Consider the following 26,079-nt stretch of genomic DNA (forward strand, 5'->3'; position numbering starts at 1 on the left):
GGATGCGATTTGCGCCGGGGCGTATTGTCAGCCGCCGCGCCATTGCTTAAGCTAGCCGCAATGAACAAACCGAGAATCCCTATCGCGCTGCAACAAGCGGTGATGCGCTGCCTGCGAGAAAAGCTGCAGTTGGCTCGCCGGCATTTTGCCGTCGAGTTCCCCGAACCCAGCATCGTCTATCAGCAACGCGGCACCAGCGCGGGCACCGCTTGGCTGCAAAGCTGGGAAATCCGTCTGAACCCGGTGCTGCTGCTGGAAAACCAACAGCCGTTTATCGATGAAGTGGTGCCGCACGAGCTGGCGCATCTGCTGGTGTTTCGCCAATTCGGCCGGGTAGCGCCGCACGGCCGCGAATGGCGCTGGGTGATGGAAAGCGTGCTGCTGACGCCCGCCAGCCGCACTCATCGTTTCGAAACCGCCTCGGTGCAAAGCAAAACCTTCCCCTACCGCTGCGGCTGCGGGCAGCACCAGCTCACCATTCGCCGCCATAACCGCGTGCTGCGCGGCGAAAGCGAATACCGCTGCCGCCGGTGCGGTGAAAAACTGAAATTTCTTGCTAGCGAGAACCTTTAGTTAAACGATTTATACGTTAAAACAAGTAAATATCGCCATTTGCCACTGCCGGCAAGTTCCGTTACCCTGCCTGCTTTTCCAATTTTGAGCTGTTTTGGAATATGCTTCGCAGAATTTTGTTTATGGCGGTTTTCGCCGCAGGCGCCGCACAGGCGCACGGCATCAATAACTTCTCTCAAGCCAAGACGGCGGCGGCCAAGATTAACCAGGATGCGCCGGGCAGTTTTTACTGCGGCTGCCGCATCGAGTGGCAAGGCAAGAAGGGCATTCCCGATCTCGCCGGCTGCGGCTATCAGGTGCGTAAAAACGCCCAGCGCGCGCAACGCATCGAGTGGGAACACGTGGTGCCTGCCTGGCAATTCGGCCACCAGCTGCAGTGCTGGCAGGACGGCGGGCGCAAAAACTGCAACAAGGACGCCACCTACCGCCAGATAGAAACCGATCTGCACAACCTGCAGCCGGCGATCGGCGAAGTGAACGGCGACCGCAACAACTTCATGTACAGCCAATGGAACGGCGGCGCGGGCCAGTACGGGCAATGCCCAATGAAGGTGGACTTCAAGAATAAACAGGCGGAGCCGCCCGCCCGCGCCCGCGGCGCCATTGCCCGCACCTACTTCTACATGCGCGATCGCTACCAGCTGCGGCTGTCACGCCAGCAAACCCAGCTGTTCGAGGTGTGGAACCGGCAATATCCGGTGAGCCAATGGGAATGTCAGCGCGAAGCACGTATCGCCAAGGTGCAGGGCAACCACAACCCCTATATTCAACAGGCTTGTCAGCAGCGGAAAAGCTAACCTACTATAGCCTTTATCTTTCATGGCGCCGCTAACCCGCGGCGCCGTTTCGTCAGGATCAGACTACCCATGCGCATACCCCGCATTTACCATCCGCAGCCGTTGACCGACCGGGCGGAGATCGCCCTCAGCGAGGACGCCGCCAACCACGTCGGGCGCGTGCTGCGCATGAGCGCCGGCCAGGCGCTGCAGCTGTTCGACGGCAGCAACCAGGTGTTCGACGCCGAAATAATCCGGGTGGACAAAAAGAGCGTGCTGGTGCGCCTCGGCGACGGCCGCGTGGATGACATCGAATCGCCGCTCAACCTGCATCTGGGCCAGGTGATCTCGCGCGGCGAGAAGATGGAGTTCACCATCCAGAAATCCATCGAGCTGGGCGTCAACGTCATCACCCCGCTGTTTTCCGAGCGCTGCGGCGTGAAATTGGACGGCGAGCGTCTGGCGAAGAAAATCCAGCAATGGCAAAAGATCGCCATCGCCGCCTGCGAACAGTGCGGCCGCAACCGCATTCCCGAAATCCGCGAGGCGATGTCGCTGGAAGCCTGGTGCGCCGAGCAGGACGGCAGCCTGAAACTCAACCTGCACCCGCGCGCCAGCCACAGCATCAACACGCTGCCGCAGCCGGTGGATCATGTTCGCCTGCTGATCGGCCCGGAAGGCGGTTTGTCCGCCGACGAAATCGCCATGACCACCGACCACGGATTTACTGATATTCTGCTGGGACCACGCGTTCTGCGTACCGAAACCACAGCGCTCACCGCCATTACCGCTCTGCAGGTCCGCTTCGGCGACTTGGGTTAAAGGAGAAAAGATGATTAAGCTCGGCATCGTGATGGATCCTATCGATTCCATCAACATCAAGAAAGACACCAGCTTCGCCATGCTGCTCGAAGCGCAGCGCCGCGGTTACGAATTGCACTACATGGAGATGAACGATCTCTATCTGCACGCCGGTGACGGGCGCGCGCGCACCCGCCTGCTGAGCGTGAAGGAAGACAAGGAGAGCTGGTTCAGCTTCGGCGCCGAGCAGGATCTGGCGCTGCACGAACTGGACGTGATCCTGATGCGCAAGGATCCGCCGTTCGATACCGAATACATCTATGCGACCTACATTCTGGAACGCGCCGAAGTTAAAGGCACGCTGGTGGTCAACAAGCCGCAAAGTCTGCGCGACTGCAACGAGAAGCTGTTCACCGCCTGGTTCTCGGAACTGACGCCGGATACGCTGGTCAGCCGCAGCGCCGCGCACATCCGCAAATTCCACCAGCAGCACGGCGATATCATCCTGAAACCGCTGGACGGCATGGGCGGCGCGTCTATCTTCCGCGTGAAGCAGGACGATCCTAACCTGTCGGTGATCATCGAAACCCTGACCGAACACGGCAGCCGTTTCTGCATGGCGCAGAACTTCCTGCCGGCGATCAAGGACGGCGACAAACGCATCCTGGTGGTGGACGGCGAGCCGGTGCCTTACTGCCTGGCGCGCATTCCGGCGCAGGGCGAGACCCGCGGCAACCTCGCGGCCGGCGGCCGCGGCGAAGCGCGCCCGCTGAGCGAAAGCGACTGGAAAATCGCCCGCGCCGTCGCCCCGACGCTGAAAGAGAAAGGGCTGATCTTCGTCGGCCTGGACGTGATCGGCGATCGCCTGACCGAAATCAACGTCACCAGCCCAACCTGCGCGCGCGAGATTGAGGCGGCATTCCCGATTTCGATTACCGGCATGCTGATGGACGCGATTGAAAAACGCCTGGCGGCGAAGTAATGCGTCATGCGGGCGGCATGCCGCCCGCTATCCCGTATCGCGCCCGCCAAAGCTCGCCTTTGCGCGCGGCTTGAAAGGCGGCGGGTATAGCCGCATACTGGCGGCTGTTTATTTTCTCACCCATTGATTACCTTATACTAACGCCATGAATTTACAGCACCATTTTCTGATCGCCATGCCAACGCTGCAGGATCCTCGCTTCAAGCGCTCGGTGATTTACGTCTGCGAGCATAACGAAGAAGGCGCCATGGGTTTGGTGATCAATAAACCGGTGGAGCAGTTCACGGTAGCCACGGTGCTGAGCAAGCTGAAGATCATGCCGCCTGCGCGCGATCCGGCCATCAGCCTGGACAAACCGGTGTTCGCCGGCGGCCCCCTGGCGGACGATCGCGGGTTTATCCTGCATACGCCGCGCCACGGCTTCGGCGCCAGCATTCAAATTTCGCCCAACACCATGATCACCACCTCGAAAGACGTGCTGGAAACGCTCGGCACGCCAGAGCAACCGGACGACGTGCTGGTGGCGCTGGGTTATGCGGGCTGGGAAAAGGGCCAGTTGGAGCAGGAAGTATTGGAAAACGCCTGGCTGACCATCGAAGCCAACACCGACATTTTGTTCCGCACGCCGATCGCCAGCCGCTGGCGCGAGGCGGGGAACCTTTTGGGTATCGACATTCGCAGCATCGCCAACCACGCAGGACACGCCTGATGAGCAACCGCACCATTATCGCCTTCGACTTCGGCACCAAAAGCATCGGCGCGGCCGTCGGCCAGGAGTTGACCGGCAGCGCCCGCGCCTTGCCGGCTTTCAAAGCGCAGGACGGCTCGCCGGACTGGCTGAAAATCGAAAAGCTGCTGAAGGAGTGGCAACCGGATTTGGTGGTGGTCGGCCTGCCGCTGAACATGGATGGCACCGAACAACCCGTTACCGCCCAGGCGCGCAAGTTCGCCAACCGCCTGCACGGCCGTTTCGGCATCCAGATCGATCTGCATGACGAGCGCCTGAGCACCGTGGAAGCGCGCGCCAACCTGTTCGATCGCGGCGGCTTCCGCGCGCTTGATAAAGGCAGCGTGGATTCCGCCTCCGCGGTGGTGATCCTCGAAAGCTGGTTCGAACGGCAACTGGGCTAAACGCCCGCCCTTTCCCCCGCGCACTCTCCCAACACGCCGGCGTCGATCCGCTGCTGCAAACCTTGCTCAAAGGTTTGCATGCCGGACTGCGCGCCGGTTTGCAACACGCTCGCCAACTGATGCGTTTTCCCTTCGCGGATCAGGTTGCTGACCGCCGCCGTCGCCGTCAGCACTTCAAAGATCGCCACGCGTCCGCCGCCGGGCCGCCTCATCAGCTTTTGCGCGATCACCGCCTGCAGACTGCCGGCCAGCTGGGCGCGCACATAGGGCTTCTCTTCCGCCGGAAACACGTCCACCAGCCGTTCCACCGCCTGCGGCGCGCTGCGGGTATGCAGCGTCGCCAGCACCAGGTGGCCGGTCTCCGCCGCAGTGAGCGCCAGCCGGATGGTGGCGGTATCGCGCAGCTCGCCCAGCAGGATCACATCCGGATCTTCGCGCAGCGCGGCGCGCAACGCCGCATCGAAGCTGTGGCTGTCGCGGCCGATCTCCCGCTGCTGGATCAGCGATCGCCGGCTGCGGTGCAGGAACTCGATCGGATCCTCCAGCGTCAAAACGTGCCGCTGCTGGTGCCGGTTGATCTCGTCGATCATCGCCGCCAACGTGGTGGACTTGCCGCTGCCGGTGGCGCCGGTGACCAAGATAAGCCCGTCGTCGCGCCGCAGCAACGCCGGGACAATGGCCGGCGCCGCCAGCTCGGCAAGCGAAGGCGATTGCCCGGCGATACGCCGCAACGCGAGAGAAATCCCCGCGTTTTGTTGAAAAACGTTGGCGCGCAACCGCTCCCCGCCCGGCCTGTGCAACGCCAGATCGACCTGCCCCAGCCGCCGCAGGCTCTCGCGCTGCTGCGCATTCAGCAATCCGTCGCAGAGGGCCTGCACGCCTTGCGCCGTCAGCGTTGGCGCCGCCGCCAGCGGCTGCAGTTCACCGTCGATGCGCAACATCGGCGGATGACCGGCACAAAGGTGCAGATCGGAAGCATTATGCTTTACACTAAGGGCCACGAATTCATCGATATCCATATCACTCTCCCGGGTCAATAATGAGCACTATCCAACAGAACCTGCAGGATGTCAGAAACCGCATCGCGGCCGCCGCGCGAAATTGCGCGCGGGCGCCGGAAGAAGTTGCTCTGCTTGCAGTCAGCAAAACCAAACCTGTGGCGGCGATCGAAGAAGCCATCGCCGCCGGCCAGCGCGCCTTCGGCGAGAACTACGTGCAGGAAGGGGTAGACAAGATCCGGCATTTCGCCGAGTCGCCGCAGGGCGGCGAGTTGGTGTGGCACTTTATCGGCCCGCTGCAATCCAATAAGAGTCGGCTGGTGGCGGAACATTTCGCCTGGTGTCATACCGTGGATCGGCTGCGCATCGCCCAGCGCCTGAGCGATCAGCGCCCGGCCGACCTGCCGCCGCTCAACGTGCTGATTCAAATCAACATCAGCGACGAGCAAAGCAAATCCGGCATCGCGTTAAGCGAGCTGCCGGCGCTGGCCGACGCGATAGCCGCGCTGCCGAACCTGACGCTGCGCGGCCTGATGGCCATCCCGGCGCCGGAAGCGGATTATCAGCGGCAGTTGGCGGTATTCAGCCGGATGAACGACGCCTTTCTCGCCCTGCGCCAGCGTTATCCGCAGGCCGATACGCTGTCGATGGGCATGACGGACGATATGGCGGCGGCGATCGCCGCAGGCAGCACCCTGGTGCGCATCGGCACCGCAATTTTTGGCGCCCGCGACTACTCGCAGGCCTGACACACAGACGAGGGATTTGATGCAACATCGCAAGATTACCTTTATCGGCGCCGGCAACATGGCGCGTGCAATCATCGCCGGCCTGGTGGCGGGCGGCTATCCAGCCAAATCCATCAGCGTCTGCGCCCCCTCGGCGAAAAACCGTGACGCACTGGCGGCGGACTACGGCATCGTCAGCAGCGGCGACAACGTCGCCTGCGCGCGCGAGGCCGAGGTGGTGGTGCTGGCGGTCAAACCGCAGCTGATGGCCGACGTTTGCCAGCCGCTGCGCGAGCAGGTCGATTTCAGCGGCAAGCTGGTGCTGTCGATCGCCGCCGGCATTCAGGTCAGCCGTTTCTATCAGCTGCTCGGCGACAAGCTGGACATCGTGCGCATCATGCCCAACACTCCGTCGCTGGTCGGCAAGGGCATGAGCGGGCTGTACGCGCCGGCGCAGGTCAGCCAGCGGGATCGCGATTACACCGGCGATTTAATGGCGTCGGTCGGTAAAGTTTGCTGGGTCGATGACGAAAATGGCATCAACGGCGTGATCGCCGCCGCGGGCAGCGCTCCGGCCTATTTCTTCCTGTTTATGGAGGCGATGCAAAAAGAGGCCGAGCGCATGGGCTTCGACAGCCAGACCGCGCGCGATCTGGTGCAACAGGCCGCTTCCGGCGCCGCCGCATTGGTGGAAGCCAACCCGGATACGCCGCTGGGCACGCTGCGCGAACAGGTGACCTCCAAAGGCGGCACCACCGCCGAAGCGCTGCGGGTGTTCAACGAACGCCAACTGCCGGAAACCGTGGGGCAAGCGATGCAGGCCGCCGTTTCCCGCGCCCAAGAGATGGAAAAATTATTTTAAATAACCGCGAGTTAAGGAGAAGGACCACTTCATGCTAACGCTGACTTTCCTGGTCAAGACCGTTATTGATCTGTACGTGATGGTGCTGTTGCTGCGCATTTGGATGCAGTGGGCGCGCACCGATTTTTACAACCCGTTCTCACAGTTTGTGGTGAAGATCACCCAGCCGGTGGTCGGCCCACTGCGCCGCATCATCCCGTCACTGGGGCCCATCGACAGCGCTTCGCTGCTGCTGGCGTTCCTGCTGATGACCATCAAGTACCCGCTGCTGCTGCTGATTCAGGGCGGCGCGATGTCGCTCAGCCCGTATAACCTGCTGTTCGGTCTGATCTCGCTGGTGAAGTCCGCCGGCTACCTGATCTTCTGGGTGATGATCATTCGTGCGCTGATGAGCTGGGTAAGCCAGGGCCGCAGCCCGATCGACTACGTGATGTACCAACTGACCGAACCCTTGATGGCGCCGATCCGTCGCATCATCCCGGCGATGGGCGGCATCGACTTTTCCGCCATGGTAGTGATCCTGATCCTCTATCTGATCAACTACCTGGGCATGGATCTGTTCGGCGAGATCTGGTTCCTGCTGTGAGTGCGGTCACTCCGGTGCTGGACGGGCTGGCGATCAGGCTATATATTCAGCCGAAAGCCAGCCGCGACCAAATTATCGGCTTGCATGGCGACGAACTAAAAGTCGCCATCACCGCTCCGCCGGTCGACGGCCAAGCCAACGCCCATCTGATCAAGTTTATCGCCAAGCAGTTCAAAGTGGCGAAAAGCAACGTCACCATCGAGAAAGGCGAACTGGGGCGGCATAAACAGTTACGCATCGTGAATCCGCAACAGATCCCCGCCGTGGTCGCGGCGCTCATCGAATAATTTTCAAGGTAGTCACTTATGCAAAAAGTCGTTCTTGCCACCGGTAACCCGGGCAAAGTGCGCGAACTTGCCGACCTGTTGGCCGATTTCGGCCTGGACGTGGTCGCGCAAACCGATCTGGGCGTGGAATCCGCCGAAGAAACTGGCCTGACATTTATCGAAAACGCCATCCTGAAAGCGCGCCATGCGGCACAGGTCACCGGCCTGCCGGCGATCGCCGACGACTCCGGTCTGGCGGTAGATGCGCTGGGCGGCGCGCCGGGCATCTACTCCGCGCGCTACGCCGGCGAAGATGCCGACGATCGGCAGAACCTCGACAAGCTGCTGGCGGCGATGAAAGACGTGGCGCCGGGCCGGCGCGGCGCGCAATTCCACTGCGTGCTGGTCTATCTGCGCCATGCGGCAGACCCGACGCCGCTGGTGTTCCACGGCAGCTGGGCCGGCGAAATCACCGAACAGGCCGCCGGTGAAGGCGGTTTCGGTTACGATCCGGTCTTCTACGTGCCGGAGCTGGGCCGCACCGCCGCCGAGCTGAGCCGCGACGAGAAGCGGGCGATTTCGCACCGCGGCAAGGCGCTGAAGCTGATGTTGGAAGCCATGCGCAATGCTTAAGCTGCCCCCGCTGAGTCTCTACATCCATATCCCGTGGTGCGTGCAGAAATGCCCGTACTGCGACTTCAACTCCCATGCGCTGAAGGGTGACGTGCCGCATCAGGAGTATGTCGATCATCTGTTGGCGGATCTGGATGCCGACCTGCCGCTGGCCGGCGGCCGGGAAATCAGCACTATCTTTATCGGCGGCGGCACCCCCAGCCTGCTGAGCGCCGAGGCGATGCAGGCCTTGCTGGACGGCGTGCGAGCGCGCATTCGCGTCGCCGACGACGCCGAAATCACCATGGAAGCCAATCCCGGCACCGTGGAGGCCGATCGCTTCAGCGGCTACCAGCGCGCCGGCGTCAACCGCATCTCCATCGGGGTGCAAAGCTTCAGCGCCGAGAAGCTGAACCGTCTGGGGCGCATCCACGGCCCGGAAGAAGCCAAACGCGCGGCGACGCTGGCGACCGGCCTCGGCCTGCACAGCTTCAACCTCGATCTGATGCACGGCCTGCCGGACCAGTCGCTGGAAGAGGCGCTGGACGATCTGCGCCAGGCGATCGCCCTCAATCCACCGCACCTGTCGTGGTATCAGCTGACCATCGAGCCGAACACCCTGTTCAGCTCACGCCCGCCGGTCTTGCCGGACGACGACGCGCTGTGGGACATCTTCGAGCGCGGCCACCAGCTGCTGAGCGCCGCCGGATACCAGCAGTATGAAACCTCGGCCTACGCCAAGCCGGGCTACCAATGCCAGCACAATCTCAACTACTGGCGCTTCGGCGACTACCTGGGGATCGGCTGCGGCGCGCACGGCAAGGTGACCTTCAGCGACGGACGCATCCTGCGCACCGCCAAGACCAAGCACCCGCGCGGCTTTATGCGCGGCGACTACATGGACAAGCAGCATGAGGTGGCGGCGGCGGATCGGCCGTTCGAATTCTTCATGAACCGCTTCCGCCTGCTGGAAGCCGCGCCGCGCGCCGACTTTGTCAACTACACCGGGCTGGCGGAAAGCGTCATTCGCCCGCAGTTGGACGAGGCGCTGGCCAAAGGCTATCTGGAAGAAACCGCGGAGCACTGGCAGATCACCGAGAAGGGCAAGCTGTTCCTCAACTCGCTGCTGGAACTGTTTCTGGCGGACGACGAGTAAAAAAAGCGCTGAATAATCAGCGCTTTTTTATTGGTGTTAATCCGGGTAAAACGTCTGAGACAGAATCTGCTGAGTTTCCCAGATGCCGTTTTCCGGATACACATCCAGCCCGGTTTCGGCCGTGGCGAGCGCAACGGCCTTCGACCAGACGACATCCAGCCAATCGGCATCGCTCAGTTTACCTTTTAGGCTGGGCGACTCTTTCAAGCTGTAAAGCACCTCTTTGCGCTGCGCTTTAATCGTTCTTTCCCAGCTGGTTCCGCGCCTGGCCGGCTGATATTTCCATTTAAGCAAATGTGCAATCAGCACCGTCATCCGGCTAGCAAGTTCCCTTTGCTCGCTCTTCCCCACGTCCTCAATCTCCTCGGCGATCTTTTCAATATCGATCTCAGACAATTTTCCGGAGCGCAAAAGAGCGGCCTGTTCATTTGCCCAGGCAACAACATCGGTTTCGTAACGTGTATGGCTCATAGCGTCCTCCGTAAACATCCATAAATCTGTACGTAGTTTGATCAGTCTGTCAGATAAGCTTCAGAAGGTCAAAAAACGGCCTACAAAGAAGATTCTTATTTCACTTCAACGCTTTAAGCAGATCCTTGCGCTGGGTTTCCAGTGCGGTGACGCGGTTGCACACGTCATGACCGAAGTTCTGGAAGTCCTGCTCCTGATTGTTCCATTCGTTCTGGATCGCCTTCTGCAAGCCGCCTAGGTTGCCCATGATCGCCTGCAGCGGGTTGCCGCCGCTATTGGCGGCCTGTTTGACGCCCATCTCGTTCAGGCTGTCCTGCAGCACCCCGCCCATGCTCTGCTGCACGATGTTGCGGCCATCCTGTTCCACCTGGTCAATCGCCTGGTGGTGGAAGGTCAGACCGTCGCTGCGGTGCTCGATGATGCGGTTCATCTGCTGTTTCAGTTGGCCGTTCAGGGTGGTCAGCCGGTTGCGCACGTTGCTGTTGCTGCCCAGCTCTTTAACGATCACTTTATCCAGCGCTGCGCGGGCTTTCTCCAGGTGTTTCTGCGCGCCGTCGTCGATCCACGGCAGCTGCTTGCGCAAGGCGCTCTGGTAACTGAAGGCTTTCTGCCGCTGGCTGTCGTTCAGGCTCAGCGCCTGGCCGTTGCGGATCACGTCGCCATCCGGCGATATTTGCAGGTCGCCGCTGGCGCCTTTCACCTGCACGCTCTGCGGGCTGATGATCACATCGTCTTGGGGTTTAACGCTGCATTGGTACTCGGCGTGGGCCTGCGCGGCAGTCGCCGCCAGCAGCAGTAAGGCTAACCCGGTTTTCTTCAACATAGCTTCTCCTGACTCCCATCCAGACTGGGATTAAAAAATCGAACGACCGATACGTTGAGACAACAGTTCCAGCGCCGCAGTTCCCGCCAGCGAGTTGCCGGAAGCATCCAGCTCCGGCGACCAAACGACGATCGACAGCTCGTCCGGCACGATGGCCACGATGCCGCCGCCCACGCCAGACTTGCCCGGCATCCCCACCCGATAGGCGAATTCGCCGGCGCCGTCGTACATGCCGCTGGTCATCATCAGGGCGTTGATCTGCCGGGCCTGCAGCGGGCTGATCACCGCCTCGCCGCTGAGATCGCGGCCGTGATTGGCCAGATAGACGAAGCTGCGCGCCAGTTCCACGCAGCTCATGCGCAGCGCGCAGTAGTGGAAATAGGTTTGCAGCACGGTGATGACGTCGTTTTCGAAGTTGCCGAACGATTTCATCAGATAGGCGATGGCCGCATTGCGATCGGAGTGTTCGAACTCGGAGCGCGCCACCCGCAGGTCATAGGCCAGGTCGTCTTCGCCGGCCAACTGACGCACCACCTCCAGCATGCGCTGTTTGGGGGCGCTGAGCCGGGTTTGCAGCATGTCGCACACCACCAGCGCGCCGGGGTTGATAAACGGATTGCGCGGTTTGCCCTGTTCCATCTCCAGCTGCAGCAGCGAATTGAACGGCAGGCCGGAAGGCTCTTTGCCGACGCGCCGCCAGATCTCAGGCTCCTGATAGCGCGTCAGCGCCAGCGTCAGGCTCAGCACTTTGGAGATCGACTGGATGGAGAAGCGCTCCGCGGCGTCGCCGGCCTGGAACAGTTCACCATCCACCGTACACACGGCGATCGCCAGCCGATCGGCGGGCACTTCCGCCAACGCCGGGATGTAGTCGGCCACTTTTCCCTGGCCAATCAGCGGGCGCACCTGTTGCAGGATCTCTTCCAGCAACGCGTTATCCAATGTTGTTACCACCTCGGTCACACTCCGGGCAAAACAAAGGCGCCGTTAAGGCACCTTAGATCAATAAAACGGCGCGGCGCGAAGCCGCGCTCATCGGGCAGCCGCGATCAATCCCACCAGATATCGAACAGATCGCTGACCTTAACGTCGGTCAGTTTGCGCGCTTCCAGCCAGTTTTTCACCAGTTCGCGATGCTCGTCGGTGCAGTGGCCGATCTTCTGCAGGCAGATCAGACCTTCCCACTGCAGGTAGCCGCTGCCGTCAAACGCCAGGCCGTTCGGCTCGATCACTTCATCGATGAAGGTATCCAGCGTGCTGTCGATGTCTTCCACCGACGTGCCTTCGGCGAAGCGCCAGGCTACGGAGAAACCCAGCTCCTGAAATTCTTCAATGTGCAACTTTTTACGTAAACGACGACTGCGGTTCTTAGCCATTATTCTTTCCTCTCAAACATCAAGTCCCAAACGCCATGTCCCAGGCGCTGGCCGCGTAATTCAAATTTCGTCAGTGGGCGCGAATCCGGACGCGGCACATAATCATTATCGCTGGAAAGATTACGGTAGCCTGCGACCCCGTTCATAACCTCTAACATATGTTCCGCATAAGGTTGCCAATCGGTGGCCATGTGGAAGACCCCGCCGGTCTTCAGCTTGCGCAGCACCAGTTCGACAAACGGCGTTTGCACGATGCGGCGCTTATTGTGGCGCGCCTTGTGCCACGGATCGGGGAAGAACAGCTGCACCATGTCCAGCGAGCCGTCCGGGATCATGTTTTCCAGCACTTCAACCGCATCGTGGCACATCACGCGCAGGTTGCTCAGCTTCGCCTCGTGGGCGTCGGCCAGGCAGGCGCCCACGCCCGGTGAGTGCACTTCGATCCCTAAAAAGTTCTGCTGCGGATTATTGCCCGCCATGGTCACCAGCGAGGCGCCCATGCCAAAACCGATCTCCAGCACCGTCGGCGCTTCGCGGCCGAACAGCGCGGCGAGATCGACAGCCTCAGCCTGATACTCCACGCCCATCACCGGCCAATAGTTCTCCAGCGCGTGCTGCTGGCCTTTGGTCAGCCGCCCCTGGCGGCGGACAAAACTGCGGATACGGCGCATCGCGCGGCCGTTCTCATCAAATTCCGGGGAGATGACGTCATTAATCATAGTGCTTTCTGTCTGTTTGGCTGCCAATTAGGGAAACGCGCATTATGCAAAGATACATTGGTTTAGCAAGTGTTCATCTTCTGTACCCGCCGTGCGGCGTCGGAAAGTTCCGGTTTACAGCACCATGACTCTATGCTGCAATCTCGCTTCATTTTCTGCCGGATAACGACGCTGCTCATGATGCAAGCACAACAATTCGCACAGGTGGTGCTTGACTGGTATCAGCGCTACGGCCGCAAAACCCTGCCGTGGCAGCTGGAAAAAACCGCCTATCAAGTATGGCTCTCCGAGGTGATGTTGCAACAGACCCAGGTTGCCACCGTCATTCCTTATTTTCAGCGCTTTATGGCCCGTTTTCCCAACGTGCGCGCGCTGGCGGAAGCCCCGCTGGACGAAGTGCTGCATCTGTGGACCGGCCTCGGCTATTACGCCCGCGCCCGCAACCTGCACAAAGCGGCGCAGACCATTGTCGCACAGCACGGCGGCGAGTTCCCGACAACCTTCGCAGAAATCGCCGATTTACCGGGCGTCGGCCGTTCCACCGCCGGCGCGGTGCTGTCGTTGGCGCTGGGCCAACACTATCCGATCCTCGACGGCAACGTGAAGCGCGTGCTGGCCCGCTGCTACGCGGTGGAAGGCTGGCCGGGCAAAAAAGAGGTCGAAAACCGGCTGTGGAAAATCAGCGAAGAGGTCACCCCGGCGCAGGGCGTCGGCCAGTTCAACCAGGCGATGATGGATCTGGGCGCCATGGTCTGCACTCGTTCCAAGCCCAAGTGTGAACTCTGCCCGCTCAACGTCGGCTGTCTGTCTTACGCCAATCACAGCTGGGCCAACTACCCCGGCAAGAAACCCAAACAGACCCTGCCGGAAAAAACCGCCTACTTCTTATTGCTGCAGCACGGCGACCGCGTGTGGCTGGAACAGCGCCCGGCGGTGGGCCTGTGGGGCGGCCTGTTCTGCTTCCCGCAGTTCAGCGCGCGCGTGGATTTGGAACTCTGGCTGCAGCAGCGCGGTCTGAAAGGCAAGCGCCTGGAACAGCTGACCGCGTTTCGCCACACGTTCAGCCATTTCCATCTCGATATCGTGCCGATGTGGCTGTCGCTCGATGTGGCGGGCAGCGGCATGGATGAGGGCGCGGGTCTCTGGTATAACTTAGCGCAGCCGCCGTCGGTCGGGCTGGCAGCGCCGGTGGATCGCCTGTTGCAACAGCTGGCGAAGCAGCCCCCGATCCAACAAAACTTATATGGCGATAGCGCCATCGACGAGGAATTAGCATGAGCCGCACCATTTTTTGTACTTTCCTGCAGCGCGACGCCGAAGGCCAGGACTTTCAGCTTTATCCCGGCGACGTCGGCAAGCGCATCTACAACGAGATCTCCAAGGAAGCCTGGGGCGAGTGGATGAAGAAGCAGACCATGCTGATCAACGAGAAGAAGCTGAACATGATGAACGTGGATGACCGCAAACTGCTGGAAGAGGAAATGATCAAGTTCCTGTTCGAAGGGCACGACGTGCACATCGAAGGCTATACGCCGCCAAGCGAATAACGTTGTTGGGGCCAGGCGCTGGCCCGCTTCAATCCTCTTATACTTCTTCCAAACGGCTTTAAGATGAAGAAAATTTTAGCTTTGCTCGTAATAGCGCCTTTGCTGATCTCCTGTTCCGGCAAAAAAAGTGAAGAAATCAACGAAGCCTGGATCAAAGACACCAACGGCTTCGACATTCTGATGGGGCAATTCGCTCACAACATCGAGAACATCTGGGGTCTGAACGAAGTTCTGATCGCCGGGCCGAAAGACTACGTCAAATATACCGACCAATACCAAACCCGCAGCCACATCAACTTCGACACCGGCGCCATCACCATCGAGACCATCGCCACCACCGATCCGGCCGCGCACCTGCGCCAGGCGATCATCAGCACGCTGCTGATGGGTGACGATCCGGGCTCCATCGATCTCTATTCCGACGCCAACGATATCCAGATCAGCAAAGAGCCGTTCCTGTACGGCCAGGTGCTGGATAACAAAGGCGCGCCGATCCGCTGGGAATGGCGCGCGGCGCACTTCGCCGATTACCTGCTGCAGACCAAGCTGCAAAAACGCACCTCCGGTCTGCACGTCATCTACTCGGTCACCATCCAGCTGGTGCCGAACCACCTGGACAAACGTGCGCACAAATATCTGCCGATGGTGCGCAAGGCGTCGGAAAAATACGGCGTGGACGAATCGCTGATCCTGGCAATCATGCAGACCGAATCGAGCTTCAACCCCTATGCGGTGAGCGGTTCGGATGCGCTGGGCCTGATGCAGGTGGTGCAGCACACCGCCGGTAAGGATGTGTTCCAGATGCGCGGCAAATGGGGCACCCCGAGCCGCAGCTACCTGTTCGATCCGGAGAACAACATCGACACCGGCACCGCCTACCTGGCGATCCTGCAAAACAACTACCTGGGCGGCATTCAGAACCCGACCTCGCGCCGCTATGCGGTGATCACCGCCTACAACGGCGGCGCCGGCAGCGTGCTGCGGGTGTTCTCCAGCGACAGGACGCGCGCGGTGGGCATCATCAACGGCATGCAGCCGGGCGACGTGTACCAAACGCTGACCACCAAGCACCCGGCCGCCGAATCGCGCCGCTATCTGGTGAAAGTGAATACCGCGCAGAAGAGCTACCGCAGGAAGTAGCGCTTCCCGCGTGGATGGAAGAAGGGCCGGTGCGAACCGGCCCTTTTTTCATGGCTTGATCATATAGCCGAAGATGCGCTTCCAGCCGTGATCTTTTTTCTCGATGTAGACCCCCTGCAGCTCCGGCGAGAAGCCCGGCAGACGGTTGATGCCCTCCTCCAGCGCCAGGAAGTAGCGCTGCACCGCGCCGCCCCACACTTCGCCCGGCACCACGCACAGCACGCCCGGCGGGTACGGCAGGGCCCCCTCCGCCGCAATGCGCCCTTCCGCCTGGCCGATCGGCACCAGCTCGACGTTGTCGCGGATAAACTCCACGTTGGCGTCCTGCGGGTTCATCACCACCGGCGGGAAATGATCCTGACGGAACATCTCCTTTTGCAGCTGCTTGACGTCAAAGCTGACGTACAGATCGTGCATCTCCTGACACAGCCGGCGAATGCTGTAGCCGCGGTAACGCTGCTCGTTCTTGCGGTACACCGTCGGCAGCACCACGCTCAGCGGCGCATCCTCTTCGACATAACGTTCGAACTGCGCCAGCATCTCCACCAGTTGTTCCATCTTGGCCGGGTTCTCCGCCGGGGTCAGCAGGAACAGGATCGAGTTGAGATCGCACTTCTCCGGCACGATGCCGTTCTCGCGCAGGAAGTTGGCCAGAATGGTGGCCGGCACGCCGAACTCGGTGTATTGGCCGGTCGAAGCGTCGATGCCCGGCGTGGTCAGCAGCAGCTTGCACGGATCCACCAGATACTGGTCCTGGGCATAGCCTTCAAAGCCGTGCCACGTCTCCCCCGGCACGAAGGTGAAGAAGCGCGCGTCGTTGGCGATCAGATCGGTATCGTAATCCTGCCAGTCTTTGCCCGCCACCTGCAGCGGAATAAACGGCTTCAGCTGCGAGCAGCGCGTGAGCAGCTGTTTGCGCGTCTCGATGCCCAGCTTGACGCAGTCCATCCACATGCGGCGCCCGGCGGGGCCGGCGTGCATCTTGGCGTTGACGTCCAGCGCGGCGAACAGCGGATAGAACGGGCTGGTCGACGCATGCAGCATGAATGCGTTGTTCAGGTGCTTGTGGTTGCAGTGGCGCTTTTGCCCTTTGATGTGGTCGTCTTTCTTGTGGATCTGCGAGGTCTGCGAGAACCCCGCCTGCTGTTTATGCACCGACTGGGTGACGAAGATGCCCGGATCGTGCTCGTCCAGCTCCAGCAGCAGCGGCGAGCACTCTTTCAGCATCGGAATAAAGCCTTCGTAGCCCACCCAGGCGGAGTCGAACAGGATGTAGTCGCACAGGTGGCCGATGGTGTCGATCACCTGGCGAGCGTTGTAAATCGTGCCGTCGTAAGTGCCGAGCTGAATGATCGCCAGCCGGAACGGCCGCGCCGCCGCGGCTTTCTCCGGCGCCACCTCGCGGATCTGCTCGCGCAGATAGCGTTCGTCGAAGCAGTGCGCATCGATGCCGCCGATAAAGCCGAACGGGTTGCGGGCGGTTTCCAGATAGATCGGCGTGGCGCCGGCCTGGATCAGCGCCCCGTGGTGGTTGGATTTGTGGTTGTTGCGATCGAACAGTACCAGATCGCCGCGGGTCAGCAGCGCGTTGGTCACCACCTTGTTGGCCGCCGAGGTGCCGTTGAGCACGAAGTAGGTTTTATCGGCGTTGAACACCCGCGCCGCGTGCTTTTGCGCATCCTTGGCCGAGCCTTCGTGGATCAGCAGATCGCCCAACTTGACGTCGGCGTTGCACATATCGGAACGGAACAGGGTCTCGCCGTAGAAATCAAAAAACTGCCGGCCGGCCGGGTGTTTGCGGAAGAACTCGCCGCCCTGATGCCCTGGGCAGGCGAAGGTCGAGTTTTCCATCTCGACGTAGGTCTTCAGCGTTTTGAAGAACGGCGGCAGCAGCGCCTGCTCATAGGCGTCGGCGGCGGCCTCCAACTGCGCCATGTAGAACGGCTTGCTGGCGCCGGCCAGCAGCGCGAAAACCCCACTGACAAACGGCAGATAGTCCGGCGAGAGATGCTCGTCCCCTTCCACCGCCACGAAGGTCGGAATGTCGAACCCCGTCGCCTGCAAACACGCCAGAATGCCGGCGTTCACGTCGGCGACCGACACCACCACCGCCGCCACGTCGGTGTAGTCCGTCTGCTCTACGCGCACGATCTGGCGCAGCGTCTCAATGGTGGCGACCAGGCTGGCGCTGGTCGCGATTTTCAATTCTTTCATCATGCTGACTCTCAAACGGTGAAGGATGAGGGTGTGCCACCGGCACGGTAATGAGATAACGCGGTTATCCCGGTAAAAGCGATACCCGGGCACGGCAGCATAAGCGGCGTGCGTGACCGGCTCATGATCGGGGATCATCAGGCGGCTATCGGGGGAACTGGTCTTGGCAGCGTCCGACAGGCATCAGTAAAATCAGGGCCGCAGCGCTGGCTTTACGCATGCCTAACAGCGAGCGTCAGGCGGCCTTACCGCATGGCCGGCAGGCGTATTCGGGCGGATGACGTGCGGAGGAAACAACGGCGGAACGGTGGCGGCGTCAGATGTCTGGTGCGCAGCAGCGCTTGAGCAACAAAACCAGTCATGCCAATAACCCTCTGGCTTATAAGAAGCGGGAACACCGTTAGCGAACGGAGAGTGCTAAAATTTGCGCAATGATTGCATGATTCGTTGCGGGGTTCAAGCGAGAATCGTCTTGATTGAACGCCCGTTGACCAAGACATAATCCATTGTTATTTAATTGAAAAATAATAAATAGCGCGTTTTTGAGTGGTATAAATACACGTTTTATATGCATATTTATTGAATGAGGACATCCCCCCGTCCCCCGCCCCTCCGGGCTCGCTGCCTGAAAATAGAGCAACCGATCGGCTTTGTGACAGAAAGCGATTGACGCCATCCGGCCAATACGGTTTAATGCGCCCCGTTGCCCGGATAGCTCAGTCGGTAGAGCAGGGGATTGAAAATCCCCGTGTCCTTGGTTCGATTCCGAGTCCGGGCACCATATTTAGAGAACCCAGCCTATGGCTGGGTTTTTGCTTTTCAGGGACTGGACTCTCCATCGAACTACGTTCGATTATTCGGTCTGAAGACCTCACCCTGCGGGCCAGCGCTAAAGCGCTGTTCAACACGGCGCCAGCGCCGGTTGTCCGAGTCCGGGCACCCTATTTAGAGAACCCAGCCTATGGCTGGGTTTTTGCTTTTCAGGGACTGGACTCTCCATCGAACTGCGTTCGATTATTCGGTCTGAAGACCTCACCCTGCGGGCCAGCGCTAAGGCGCTGTTCAACACGGCGCCAGCGCCGGTTGTCCGAGCCCGGGCACCCTATTTAAAAGAACCCGCCTATGGCGGGTTTTTCGCTTTCTGGGGTACGGACTCTCCATCGAACTGCGTTCGATTATTCGGTCTGAAGACCTCACCCTGCGGGCCAGCGCTGAAGCGCCACCGCATCATCCGATGGATGTGCAATTTCGCATTACAGGTGCACTTTCTCGAAAGGCCCGCCCCCCAATCCCCGACCACCCAAGCGTCAAACGAGCGCACGCCTATTCTCCGTTTATCGAGTGTTTTTTATTGCCATTCGGTGATGGAATATAGCCACGAACCTATAACGGTATCACTTTGTTAAATCACAACATATTGGATTAAAACTAGGAACATTCCGAATAAAAACAACATTGCTGTTAATTCATTCATATAAGGCTATGCTGAATTTTACCCATTGATAAGACATTTTTAACCTATTCCGCCACCAACGCGAAATAATGGAGAATACGACGACAATGGCAATTGATATGTATATGAAAGTTGAAGGAATGACGGGCGAGTCCCAAGACAGCAATCATAAAGGATGGACCGACGTACTTTCGTTTAACTGGGGTGCTTCACAGCCAGGAAATATGGCTGTCGGCGGTGGGGGCGGTTCCGGGAAAGTGAATTACCAAGACCTCCGTATTCAAGCGCTTATCGACAAATCTACGCCCGCCATTCTTAAATATTGTTCCAGTGGAAAACATGTCGCGAAAATCGAGCTTTCCGTCTGCAAAGCGGGCGGCAACCAGGTGGAATATTCCAAAATCGTTCTCGAAGACGTGCTGGTGACGCAAACCGATTTTAACGGTGTCGGTCAAAATGATGCGATCCTGGTTGATTACGCCTTCCAGGCGTCAAAAGTCACCATGAGTTACTGGGAACAAGGCAGCAGCGGCACTAAAGGCGCGGAAAGCAAATCTGGTTGGGATATCAAGCAGAATAAAGAGAGCTAAGCGCATTCGGGCACCTAACAATACGTTAATGATCGGGTGATAAAATCATGGCAATGGATATGTTTTTAAAAGTTGAAGGCATTAATGGCGAATCGAAAAATGCGAATCACAAGCAATGGATCGATGTCTTTTCCTTTAACTGGGGCGCGCGGCAGCCTGGCAATATGGCCGTTGGCGGCGGCGGCGGTGCGGGTAAAGTGAATTTTCGCGATCTGACCGTACAGGCTCTGATAGATAAAGCGACACCTGCCTTATTGAAATACTGTTCGGCCGGTAAACACCTCGCCAAAGTGCAGTTGTCGCTTTGCAAAGCCGGTGGGCAGGAAGTGGAATATACTCGTATTACCCTGGAAGATGTATTAGTGACTCATACTGACTTCATCGGTGTCGAGCACGGTTCCACGCTAGGCATTGAATACTCTTTTCAGGCCGGTAAAGTATCGATGGAATATTGGGAGCAAGCGAAGCAAGGCAATAAAGGAGCTTCGGTGCAGATGGGCTGGGATATTAAGCAAAATAAAGAAAGCTAATCACATTACGGTGCATATCGTAATGGCGGGGGGATTATGGCATTTCCTAAGTCACATGAAATTTTAGCTCTGACATCGCAACACGAATCGAATAATCGGGTGTCAGCCAACTTTTTGACCCGTGAGATTTTAAATGAGGCCCTGATCCTCGTCAGGTCTCTGTCACCAGAAGAAGTCTTTCGATTAACAAAAACGGAGACCGGACAGATCGCGTTTACGCTGGGTGAACTCAAAGATGAAAACAACCGCCGGCTGACAGCCAATAATATTGAGTCAGGACAACGACCAGGCGGAAGAATTAATCACCTGGATAACCGCATTAATGTCTCTTTTCCCGGAACCTCATGGCAAATGGGGGCACGTGTTCAGCATTTTGAGAATATCGCATCGAGCACCGTCGGCGGAGCCGGACTGGTTTTGATCGCGGGATTATGGACGGGGGCCGGTTCTGGCGTTGGCAGCATCTTAGGCAGAAATGCCGCCCAACTCGCGGTAGTGACTGGCACTTATTTGGGTAAACGCTTCGTGACCAATAAAACCATGGTCGTGAATCAGATGGCGGCGCATATCAAAAACCTTGCCGATATGTTTAACTCCACCCACAACGCCTTTAATGATTTCAAGTTCGAAAGCGCAGCCAAACGCGCACAATACAGTCCCGATCCTCAGGCAGAGCACCCTATTACTTTTGAACAGAAAGTCACGGATAACAATGCAGTTCCTGCTAATCATACCGCTGCCATTCAGGCTATCGTGCGCCGTTTTGTGACGGGAACCTACCAACGTGTCGATATCGTCGGCCAGGGCGATATGTTTATAAAAGTCTTTTTCAGCGATGGGGAACTGGACATTTCGCAAGCCCAGTATGACTACCTCAGCAATTTGAAGCTCCCGAGATTGATCAACCTGGCAGGTCTTCACGGTTTTGGCGCAACGGTTGTCATTCTGTCCAGCGCGCAAAAATGCCCCGAGCTGACCAAAAGATTTTTATTGTCGGTAAGAATGGTCAATGATGATGACAAGGCAGATTGCCGGATCGGACGCGATCGTTGCGCCAGCGTGGCCAGGTTTTTTCACACTCGGCTCGAGCAAGCGTCCTCTCCGGCCAGCCTTTGTCCGGCATTAATTAAACGAATCCTGACCCCGGTAGTTAACGCGAACCATCCGCGCCCATTAGGGTGATGCAACTCGGGGTAAAATATTGCCGTTCGGGGGGCAACAAGAGGAGATAAAGGTACAGAAGCGTGCGTATCACCTCAGTGAAAGAGTGTGATACTCTGCCGAAAAAAACAAAATAACACGTTGAATTAAATGACAAAAACCACCTCACAACGCACAAATTTCATAATTTCACTTCCGATTTCATCTTTGCAAAAAGCATCCTGCTTCTAATATCACGTTATTTCACCTTCCCCGCGCCTATTTTAAGGCTATTCTAAGCAACGAATACACCGATCCCGGCAATGCAATGGCATATACACCAGAAAAGCAGATAAGAACTCATACGGTGGACATCCTCCCTGGTAGCCGTTTTCATGGCTTGATGAATCAGGCGGCATCGGATTTTTACTTAGGAATATTCATTAAATACACGCGCAAACCTTCATAGGGATTTTCATGGAAAGAAATAAGCCTGTAGCCTTTACCTGATGCGCTACCGAATTCTCAACGGGCATTTAAAAATGCGGCATTTTGGCCCGTACACCTTTTAATTACATTTAATTCGTGAAGCTTACTTATAAGAAAAAGGCAGCCTGGTTGCTATAAGCCACCCTATCTGCAGCCGTATTTCTGGGTATTATTCTCATTATACTGGAGCTTATTAATGAATCAGCGTTTGGATATCATCGGTATTGGCCTTGGCCCATCGAATCTTAGCCTGGCAGCCTTAGGAAGTGAAATAGAGGGATTTACGGGACAATTCCTTGAACGCAAGCCTCACTTCTCCTGGCACCCAGGGATGATCCTGGCGGATTGCAGTATGCAGACCAACTTCTTAAAAGATTTAGTGAGTGCGGTTGCCCCAACCAATCGCTACAGCTTTCTCAACTATCTGGTGAAAAACAGAAAATTTTATCGTTTCCTGACGACGGAGCAGCGCACCGCATCGCGCGAAGAGTTCGCCGATTACCTTACCTGGGCCGCCGCCGGGATGGGATCATTGGCATTCAATCAAGACGTTCAGCGGGTCGAATTTGACGATCGGCAGCGCCAGTTCGTGGTGACCACCTCGAATAAGGTCTTCCACGCCAAACACGTCAGCATAGGTATAGGCAAGAAAATAAAGTTGCCGGATTGCGTGACGACGCAAAGCGATCGCTGTTTCCACGCCAGCGAAATGATGCTGCGCAACCCCGATCTGACCGGGAAACGCGTGGCGATCGTCGGCGGCGGCCAGAGCGGCGCAGATCTGTTCCTGAACATTTTTAAAGGGGAATGGGGGCAGCCGGAGCAGCTCGACTGGATATCGCGCCGCAACAACTACAATGCGCTCGATGAGGCTGCTTTTGCCAACGAATACTTCACGCCCGATTACGTCGAGAGCTTTTACTCACTGGACAGCGCGGCCAAGCGGCATATGTTGGCCGAACAGAAGATGACCTCAGATGGCATCACCAGTGAGTCGCTGCTGGCGATTTATCGCGCCATGTACCACCGCTTCGACGTCCTGCGCGAGAAATTATGGGTGCGCCTGCTGCCCAGCCGTTCGCTGACGGCCGTGAAACACACGCTGGACAACGCCTACCAGCTCGAAACGCGTCATCATCTCGATCACGGCCAGGAAACCTTCAAGGCGGACGTGGTGATCTTTGCCACCGGTTATCAATCGGCGACGCCTGAGTTCCTTGAGCCTTTGGCCCACCGGTTGTTGAAGACTGCGGACGGCGAATACCGCATAGCCCCTGACTTTACCTTTGAGTGGGAAGGCCCAGCGGAGAACTGCTTATTTGCGATGAACGCCAGTATGCATAATCACGGCATTGCCGATCCTCAGCTGAGCCTGATGGCCTGGCGATCGGCCCGCATTCTTAATCGGGCGTTAGACCACAAGCCATTTGATCTGGGAACAACGCCGACAGCCATTCAATGGCGCAGTGAAAGCGTGCCGCCCGCGTTTTAAATACAAGAACGTCTTAATCATTGTCATTATGCTTTGATGGAATTACGTATATGAAGAGACAATTCAAGAAGTTTATTCTGAATCAGCTGGCCGTATTAGCCCCCGAATTCAAGGCCAGATTGATATACAAAAGGGCATTTGGCAAACCGCTGAATTTACAGTCCCCCTCAACCTGGAATGAAAAAATAAATCATCTTAAGTTGAATGACTACAGTAATAACGCATTAGTGACTCAATGTGCAGATAAATATGCGGTGAGAGAGTACATCAAAGAAAAGGGATGTGAAGAGATTCTTAATGAGTTGTATTTTTCCTGTGATTCAGTGCAGGAAATACCGTGGGAAACGCTGCCTGATAAATTTGTCATCAAGGGAAACCACGGTTCAGGGTATAATTTAATTTGCCAAAATAAGCAATCATTGAACATTAAAAGCGCCTCTCATCTGATTGATGGGTGGATGAAAGACGATTACTGGAAAACCTATGTAGAACTCAACTACAAAGGGATACAAAAAAAGATCATTGGGGAAAAATATATCGAATCGGCCAATGGTCACGGGCCTGAAGACTATAAAATCTATTGTTTCCGCGGTGTGCCTTACTGCACCTTACTGTGCGTCGGCAGGGATACCGGGACGCCAAAATATTACTTCTTCGACAAAGAGTTCAAGTTCCTTTGCTATAGCGAGGACTGCCTGGCATTGAGCCAGGAGGAGATAAACGCTTTCGTGAAACCTGAGGGATACGATGAACTGTTTGAGTACGCCACTCGCTTGTCGGCGCCCTTTGAGTTTGTTCGCGTTGATTTCTACATCTCGCAAGGCCAAATCATTTTTGGCGAGCTGACTTTTACCCCCTCCGCCGGGTTGGATACGGATATTTTGCCGCCGACCGATATTTTGCTTGGCAAGATGCTGACGCTGCAACAGCACTGATTTTCACCGGACGCCCGCAGAGAAGATCGTGCGGCGCAGTATCCAGCGCGAGGAGGAATACCGGCCGGCATGTTCGCAGCCTGCCGGCCGGTATTGCCCTGAGGGTTATCGGGCCAATGACCTCGCTTGTTCATGCCGCCGTTACAGAAAAGCCCCGCCACCCATCCCTGATAGCCCGCAGCCGACCCAAGAGCAATGCCTCAGCCGGACCACATAACCATTTGAAAAATAATGGCATTAAATAATCAATAAGAATCACTTACATATTTATAATAAAATGTTCTATATGTATAGGAAGCTATAATATAAGATACCGGAAAGTTTCCCTGGTGTTGTTGTGTGTCTTTGCCCTATTTTATAGGGCTTTTTTTGCTAAAAATCGTTGATAACCGTGTATTTCCCCCTCCCTTCGCCATTCCTCTCACCATAAAAATCATAACCATTTCTAATTAATTGCAATCTCTCTTATTCCTGACTTACCAATAATAACAATGAGTTGCTATTAACCCGGCAAAGCAACTGGCGACCCTCTTCCGGGTTTTGGCCGCCATTCGCGGCCGGAATGTCCGCCCTAAAGCTAGGTTTTTGCCGGGCGCGAACGGATGCTACTATCGGCCTTTTTCCGAAGGTGTTAACCCGCATGTTTTTGTCCAACCGGCATTTTATCTCTGCGCTTCTGGCGCTCGCCATCGGCCTTTGGCTGCCGGGCTCCGTGCTGGCCAGGCCCGATTTGGAACGCAAGATCGGCGCTACCGTAGCCGATAGCGATTCTGCGGATTACCGTTTCAGCGACCTGCGCTTCACCTCCGCCGATGGCCGACGGCATTATCGCGTTCGCATCGCCCAACCGCATCGGGCGCCTGAGCCGGACGGCTATCCAACGATGTATTTCCTTGACGGCAACGCGGTGCTGATGGAGTTAAACGCCGCCTTACTGGCCAAATTGGCAGCGGCGAAGCGGCCGCCGGTGCTGGTCATGATCGGCTATGACAACGATCTGCGCATCGATGCCGCCGGCCGCGCCTACGACTATACGCTCCCTCTGCCGGCAGGCATGAAGACACCGCCGCGGTCCGGCGGGGGCGCGGATGCGTTCCTGCAATTGATTGAAACTCGGATCAAACCGGCGATCGCCGCCAGACTGGCGGTCGATCCGCAGCGGCAGACGCTGTGGGGGCACTCTTACGGCGGGCTCTTCGTTCTGCACACGTTGTTTACCCATCCCGCCGCCTTTCAGCGCTATATCGCCGTGGAACCCTCGCTGTGGTGGGGCAATGGCATGATCCTGCAAGAAGCGCAGCAGATGACGGAACGGCGCGCGGCGCCGGCGGTAAGGCTGCAACTGTGGATTGGCCTGGCGGAACGCGATCGCGCGGCCCCGCCCGGCGTGAAGAGCCCCGCTCTGCCGGCGGACGCAACGCATTTGCTGGCCGAACAGCTGGCGCAGCTCGACGGTTTCACCGTCGGCTATCGGGAATGGCCCACCTTAGGGCACGGCGCCATGCTGGGCGCGACCATCGAGCCGGCGCTGGACAGCGTCATCGCAGAAGACTGAATCCGCGGCTCAGAAGGTATCGGCCACATTTTCATCTGCGGCGCATATCTTCTGATAAGAAGAGTGTTTAATATCTGAGACAGAGAACGGTGGCCGCGGGCGAGCGCGTCAAAAAACAAAGTGGCTCCCCCGTC

At 57.8% G+C, this 26,079-nt stretch carries 28 protein-coding genes and 1 tRNA gene; 22 read left to right on the forward strand and 7 right to left on the reverse strand.

Features of this window, described 5'->3' with window-relative positions; translation table 11 throughout:
• Nucleotides 1-60 precede the first annotated feature (60 nt).
• From J0F90_RS20590 to ruvX, 6 genes are all read left to right on the forward strand, one after another.
• Nucleotides 61-573 (forward strand): SprT family zinc-dependent metalloprotease, encoded by a 513-nt coding sequence (locus J0F90_RS20590; protein WP_033639394.1) that lies wholly within the window; start codon nt 61-63, stop codon nt 571-573.
• Nucleotides 574-674: 101 nt separating this feature from the next.
• On the forward strand, nt 675-1,370 hold the full coding sequence (gene endA, locus J0F90_RS20595) for a deoxyribonuclease I (protein ID WP_015379043.1): 696 nt from the start codon (nt 675-677) through the stop codon (nt 1,368-1,370).
• Nucleotides 1,371-1,439: 69 nt separating this feature from the next.
• On the forward strand, nt 1,440-2,171 hold the full coding sequence (rsmE, locus tag J0F90_RS20600; RefSeq protein ID WP_004937458.1) for a 16S rRNA (uracil(1498)-N(3))-methyltransferase: 732 nt from the start codon (nt 1,440-1,442) through the stop codon (nt 2,169-2,171).
• 10 nt (nt 2,172-2,181) lie between these two features.
• Nucleotides 2,182-3,132, forward strand: coding sequence for a glutathione synthase (gene gshB, locus J0F90_RS20605; RefSeq protein WP_016930084.1), 951 nt, complete (start codon nt 2,182-2,184; stop codon nt 3,130-3,132).
• A gap of 145 nt (nt 3,133-3,277) precedes the next feature.
• Nucleotides 3,278-3,841, forward strand: coding sequence for a YqgE/AlgH family protein (locus J0F90_RS20610; RefSeq protein WP_033635940.1), 564 nt, complete (start codon nt 3,278-3,280; stop codon nt 3,839-3,841).
• Complete coding sequence (gene ruvX, locus J0F90_RS20615; RefSeq protein WP_015379046.1) at nt 3,841-4,263, forward strand: Holliday junction resolvase RuvX; 423 nt, start codon at nt 3,841-3,843, stop codon at nt 4,261-4,263. Before J0F90_RS20610 ends, ruvX begins: the two co-directional genes overlap by 1 nt.
• Here ruvX and J0F90_RS20620 read toward each other — a convergent pair.
• The gene (locus J0F90_RS20620) at nt 4,260-5,282 is read right to left on the reverse strand and encodes a type IV pilus twitching motility protein PilT (protein WP_033639393.1); all 1,023 of its coding nucleotides are present in this window, start codon (nt 5,280-5,282) and stop codon (nt 4,260-4,262) included. The two genes, ruvX and J0F90_RS20620, sit on opposite strands and share 4 nt — an antisense overlap.
• A gap of 20 nt (nt 5,283-5,302) precedes the next feature.
• Here J0F90_RS20620 and J0F90_RS20625 point away from each other — a divergent pair, with 20 nt between their 5' ends.
• The 6 genes from J0F90_RS20625 to hemW are packed head-to-tail and all read left to right on the forward strand — an operon-like array spanning nt 5,303 to nt 9,471.
• Entirely contained in the window at nt 5,303-6,010 is a 708-nt protein-coding gene (locus J0F90_RS20625; RefSeq protein ID WP_033639392.1) for a YggS family pyridoxal phosphate-dependent enzyme, read from the forward strand.
• A 19-nt stretch (nt 6,011-6,029) separates the two neighbouring features.
• On the forward strand, nt 6,030-6,851 hold the full coding sequence (gene proC, locus J0F90_RS20630) for a pyrroline-5-carboxylate reductase (protein WP_033639391.1): 822 nt from the start codon (nt 6,030-6,032) through the stop codon (nt 6,849-6,851).
• Between the two features lie 31 nt (nt 6,852-6,882).
• Nucleotides 6,883-7,437 (forward strand): YggT family protein, encoded by a 555-nt coding sequence (locus tag J0F90_RS20635; protein WP_004937436.1) that lies wholly within the window; start codon nt 6,883-6,885, stop codon nt 7,435-7,437.
• Entirely contained in the window at nt 7,434-7,724 is a 291-nt protein-coding gene (gene yggU, locus J0F90_RS20640) for a DUF167 family protein YggU (protein ID WP_004948014.1), read from the forward strand. The genes J0F90_RS20635 and yggU overlap by 4 nt, the downstream gene beginning before the upstream one ends.
• Before the next feature lie 18 nt (nt 7,725-7,742).
• Nucleotides 7,743-8,336 carry an XTP/dITP diphosphatase gene (locus tag J0F90_RS20645; RefSeq protein ID WP_004937429.1) on the forward strand — a complete coding sequence of 198 codons (594 nt, stop codon included), beginning with the start codon at nt 7,743-7,745 and terminating at the stop codon, nt 8,334-8,336.
• Nucleotides 8,329-9,471: a radical SAM family heme chaperone HemW gene (gene hemW / locus J0F90_RS20650; RefSeq protein WP_033639390.1), complete on the forward strand. Its 1,143-nt coding sequence runs from the start codon at nt 8,329-8,331 to the stop codon at nt 9,469-9,471. Before J0F90_RS20645 ends, hemW begins: the two co-directional genes overlap by 8 nt.
• Nucleotides 9,472-9,507: 36 nt before the next feature.
• Here the strand turns inward: hemW and J0F90_RS20655 are convergent, their stop codons facing one another.
• The 5 genes from J0F90_RS20655 to trmB all read right to left on the reverse strand — a co-directional run bounded on the left by J0F90_RS20655 (nt 9,508) and on the right by trmB (nt 12,860).
• The gene (locus J0F90_RS20655; RefSeq protein ID WP_016930094.1) at nt 9,508-9,942 is read right to left on the reverse strand and encodes a DUF29 domain-containing protein; all 435 of its coding nucleotides are present in this window, start codon (nt 9,940-9,942) and stop codon (nt 9,508-9,510) included.
• A 100-nt stretch (nt 9,943-10,042) separates the two neighbouring features.
• Complete coding sequence (locus tag J0F90_RS20660; protein WP_033639389.1) at nt 10,043-10,765, reverse strand: YggN family protein; 723 nt, start codon at nt 10,763-10,765, stop codon at nt 10,043-10,045.
• A gap of 30 nt (nt 10,766-10,795) precedes the next feature.
• Complete coding sequence (gene glsB, locus J0F90_RS20665; RefSeq protein ID WP_004937414.1) at nt 10,796-11,719, reverse strand: glutaminase B; 924 nt, start codon at nt 11,717-11,719, stop codon at nt 10,796-10,798.
• Nucleotides 11,720-11,814: 95 nt separating this feature from the next.
• Complete coding sequence (locus J0F90_RS20670; protein WP_004937412.1) at nt 11,815-12,141, reverse strand: YggL family protein; 327 nt, start codon at nt 12,139-12,141, stop codon at nt 11,815-11,817.
• Nucleotides 12,141-12,860 carry a tRNA (guanosine(46)-N7)-methyltransferase TrmB gene (gene trmB / locus J0F90_RS20675; RefSeq protein ID WP_016930097.1) on the reverse strand — a complete coding sequence of 240 codons (720 nt, stop codon included), beginning with the start codon at nt 12,858-12,860 and terminating at the stop codon, nt 12,141-12,143. Before trmB ends, J0F90_RS20670 begins: the two co-directional genes overlap by 1 nt.
• 177 nt (nt 12,861-13,037) lie before the next feature.
• Here trmB and mutY point away from each other — a divergent pair, with 177 nt between their 5' ends.
• The 3 genes from mutY (at nt 13,038) to mltC (ending at nt 15,547) form a co-directional block, all read left to right on the forward strand.
• Complete coding sequence (gene mutY, locus J0F90_RS20680; RefSeq protein ID WP_227944618.1) at nt 13,038-14,138, forward strand: A/G-specific adenine glycosylase; 1,101 nt, start codon at nt 13,038-13,040, stop codon at nt 14,136-14,138.
• Complete coding sequence (locus tag J0F90_RS20685; RefSeq protein WP_004937404.1) at nt 14,135-14,407, forward strand: oxidative damage protection protein; 273 nt, start codon at nt 14,135-14,137, stop codon at nt 14,405-14,407. The genes mutY and J0F90_RS20685 overlap by 4 nt, the downstream gene beginning before the upstream one ends.
• A 63-nt stretch (nt 14,408-14,470) precedes the next feature.
• Nucleotides 14,471-15,547, forward strand: coding sequence for a membrane-bound lytic murein transglycosylase MltC (gene mltC / locus J0F90_RS20690; RefSeq protein ID WP_004937402.1), 1,077 nt, complete (start codon nt 14,471-14,473; stop codon nt 15,545-15,547).
• Between the two features lie 48 nt (nt 15,548-15,595).
• Here mltC and speF read toward each other — a convergent pair whose 3' ends face one another.
• Nucleotides 15,596-17,761: an ornithine decarboxylase SpeF gene (gene speF, locus J0F90_RS20695; protein WP_033641355.1), complete on the reverse strand. Its 2,166-nt coding sequence runs from the start codon at nt 17,759-17,761 to the stop codon at nt 15,596-15,598.
• A gap of 705 nt (nt 17,762-18,466) precedes the next feature.
• Between speF and J0F90_RS20700 the strand changes: the two genes are divergently transcribed.
• The 7 genes from J0F90_RS20700 (at nt 18,467) to J0F90_RS20730 (ending at nt 25,945) form a co-directional block, all read left to right on the forward strand.
• A tRNA-Phe gene (locus J0F90_RS20700) sits at nt 18,467-18,542 on the forward strand.
• Nucleotides 18,543-19,321: 779 nt separating this feature from the next.
• Nucleotides 19,322-19,804, forward strand: a complete 483-nt coding sequence (locus J0F90_RS20705) for an Hcp family type VI secretion system effector (RefSeq protein WP_004937362.1) — start codon at nt 19,322-19,324, stop codon at nt 19,802-19,804.
• A gap of 47 nt (nt 19,805-19,851) precedes the next feature.
• Nucleotides 19,852-20,334, forward strand: coding sequence for an Hcp family type VI secretion system effector (locus J0F90_RS20710; RefSeq protein WP_025304261.1), 483 nt, complete (start codon nt 19,852-19,854; stop codon nt 20,332-20,334).
• A 36-nt stretch (nt 20,335-20,370) separates the two neighbouring features.
• On the forward strand, nt 20,371-21,516 hold the full coding sequence (locus J0F90_RS24755; protein WP_227944619.1) for a hypothetical protein: 1,146 nt from the start codon (nt 20,371-20,373) through the stop codon (nt 21,514-21,516).
• Between the two features lie 643 nt (nt 21,517-22,159).
• Nucleotides 22,160-23,455 (forward strand): lysine N(6)-hydroxylase/L-ornithine N(5)-oxygenase family protein, encoded by a 1,296-nt coding sequence (locus tag J0F90_RS20720; RefSeq protein WP_033639387.1) that lies wholly within the window; start codon nt 22,160-22,162, stop codon nt 23,453-23,455.
• A 50-nt stretch (nt 23,456-23,505) separates the two neighbouring features.
• Nucleotides 23,506-24,390 (forward strand): ATP-grasp fold amidoligase family protein, encoded by an 885-nt coding sequence (locus J0F90_RS20725; RefSeq protein WP_016930105.1) that lies wholly within the window; start codon nt 23,506-23,508, stop codon nt 24,388-24,390.
• Between the two features lie 640 nt (nt 24,391-25,030).
• Nucleotides 25,031-25,945 carry an alpha/beta hydrolase gene (locus tag J0F90_RS20730; RefSeq protein WP_033639386.1) on the forward strand — a complete coding sequence of 305 codons (915 nt, stop codon included), beginning with the start codon at nt 25,031-25,033 and terminating at the stop codon, nt 25,943-25,945.
• The last annotated feature ends 134 nt before the right edge of the window (nt 25,946-26,079 follow it).

Source organism: Serratia marcescens subsp. marcescens ATCC 13880 (genome assembly GCF_017299535.1).
Classification (GTDB): Bacteria; Pseudomonadota; Gammaproteobacteria; order Enterobacterales; family Enterobacteriaceae; genus Serratia; species Serratia marcescens.